Source organism: Acinetobacter sp. YH12040 (genome assembly GCF_013420005.1).
GTDB classification, from domain to species: domain Bacteria; phylum Pseudomonadota; class Gammaproteobacteria; order Pseudomonadales; family Moraxellaceae; genus Acinetobacter; species Acinetobacter amyesii.
The window spans coordinates 1-2180 of sequence record NZ_VOZB01000029.1 but is presented as its reverse complement, the minus strand read 5'-3'; the positions used below and the strand labels follow the sequence as shown (position 1 = coordinate 2180).

The window sequence follows — 2180 nt, the reverse complement described above, 5'->3', positions numbered from 1 at the left end:
GTAAATTTTCAGCGTTGCTGGCTCCCCGTCAGCCGGATTGGGTTGCATCGCAGGGGTGTCGAAAGAGTCAACTGCGGTCCAAAGCTGTTGGACTTGGGTGAAAAGGGCGTTTATTCTTCCTATACGTGAACCGCATCCTACGGAATGAGTAACCCTTGCCCTATTGTGAGTAGAACGTCGTATAATTCAAACGAAAGCAGTTAATAGGTATGAAATATCACAGCACAAAAGAGCGACAGGACATGTTTAGATGATGTTATTATAAAATAATAACATCATGGATGAATAAAAAATAATTTTCTATCTTTACAACTATGTTATACTTCTATGATAAGGCTATGATGGCAAAGCCTTGGTTTTCCTAATCAAATAGTCGCCGAGATGGCTTCAATGCGACAGTAGGTCTACTGTCTCACAATTAATTCATGTATCAGATTTTTGTTCCCTGATGGGAAGTGTTATCCATACGAAAAGAATATGGGTAAAGTGTTACACCTGTATATGACATTCAGAATGTCCTGTCGGGGGAACTGGTACCAATTTAATAAAAGAAAACAGTATAGAAATGACAATCGAAGATATGCAAACATTAGCCCTAGAGCATGGGCTGAGAATTTCGGAAGAGATGAGCGTCAATGAGATGGGCATCGACTTTAGAGTTGCCTTTGTAAAGGAAGTAAACGGTGAGAACTGGGTACTCCGTATACCTCGAAGAAGCGATATGCTTGAACAAATCGAAAATGAAAGTAGAATATTGGATTTAGCCAAAAGAAACCTGTCGATCAATGTCCCTGATTGGAAAATTGTATCGGAGCGCCTAATAGCCTACCCTTTACTGGAGGATGCGCCTGCTCTGACATTCGATGCGATAACACATGAGGTTTCTTGGAACATAGATCGCGATAGCATAGCTTATGTGGAGTCTCTGGCAAAATCATTGGCCGAATTACATCGTATTACAGCTGACGATGTGAGAAAGAGCAACTTGAAAATAATGACTCCAAGTGAATTGAGGACCGAAATAGCTGACCGTATCCACTTGGTGAAATCTGAGATAGGTATCAGCGAGCCGTTGGAAAACAGATACCGTAGATGGTTGGACAATGACCCTTTGTGGCCTGAATTCACTTGTTTCATCCATGGCGATCTCTATGCAGGGCATGTCTTAACCTCGAAGGAAGGTAAGACCTCTGGTATCATAGATTGGTCTACTGCGCATATGGGTGATCCTGCACTGGACTTTTCTGGTCACGTATCGGTTTTTGGAGAGGATAGCCTGAAGAGTTTGATAACGGAGTATGCTAAACAAGGCGGAACGATATGGGATAGGCTCTACGAACAATCTATAGAGAGGGCTGCTGCAGCTCCATTAGCATATGGCGCTTTTGCGGTAGAGTGCAACGACGATAATCATATCAATGCCGCCAGAGCAGCCTTAGGTATTGTTCAATAAAATGATGTGAGGATACTTTTTTAAATGCTAAAATAGGAGTTCGATTGGTGCCACTTAAGAGTATCATTGATTTCTATTTTAGCCAGTATCCTCCACTTTTAGGAGCTCCTCGAAACTCGATTTTATGATCATCTCTTAAGATTTTGAGCCACCGCTCTACTATCTTGACAGGAACTAATAGCTCGTTTACTAAAAATGGTGCACGCTTTCCTGGATTAGTTCTTATCTGATTAAATAGTAGATTTACTCCCTCACTTACTCCCTCATTAGATTCGAAAAGTAGCTTTGATGAGACAATAACTCGAAAACCGTGCTGGAAATTTTCAAAGACAGGGGGACGCAGACCATAGGATGCGAAGCCTTCTTGGATTCGTTTGATGCCTGACCCATATTTTTCAATAAAATGCGCTTCTTTGAACGTGGCAGATATCCTTTTATTGCGCGCCCATGGCGAGTAATCTTCACGAAGAAGCTGATCAATCGTTAAGTTATCAGCTAAACCACCTGGATTGAAAAACTCTATGGAATTGTAATACACCCTGATTATGGAATCGGCAAATTAATTTGGACTTGGGTGAAAAGGGCGTTTATTCTTCCTATTACGTTGTCGGCAGCGGGCCAAAAAGGAATACGTCCATGCCCATCGAGGTGAAACCGGCTGTGAGCGCGGGTTCAAGCATATAGCCCGACAGGCGCGTATCCTTGCCGATCACGACACGATGGCGGT

Annotated in this window: 2 protein-coding genes and 1 pseudogene; 1 reads left to right on the top strand and 2 read right to left on the bottom strand. The window is 42.5% G+C overall.

Annotated elements, in window-relative coordinates:
- Positions 1 to 565 precede the first annotated feature (565 nt).
- Complete coding sequence (mph, locus tag FTT99_RS16260) at positions 566 to 1453, top strand: Mph(E)/Mph(G) family macrolide 2'-phosphotransferase (protein ID WP_071830579.1); 888 nt, start codon at positions 566 to 568, stop codon at positions 1451 to 1453.
- 73 nt (positions 1454 to 1526) lie between these two features.
- Here mph and FTT99_RS16255 read toward each other — a convergent pair whose 3' ends face one another.
- On the bottom strand, positions 1527 to 1991 hold the full coding sequence (locus FTT99_RS16255) for an ATP-binding protein (protein ID WP_071830580.1): 465 nt from the start codon (positions 1989 to 1991) through the stop codon (positions 1527 to 1529).
- 67 nt (positions 1992 to 2058) lie between these two features.
- A pseudogene (locus FTT99_RS16250) lies at positions 2059 to 2180 on the bottom strand (hypothetical protein); the annotation flags it as partial.

Bases quoted from the DNA above. Each gene is read 5' to 3' on its own strand.
- mph (WP_071830579.1), top strand. From the start codon at position 566: ATGACAATCGAAGATATGCAAACATTAGCCCTAGAGCATGGGCTGAGA.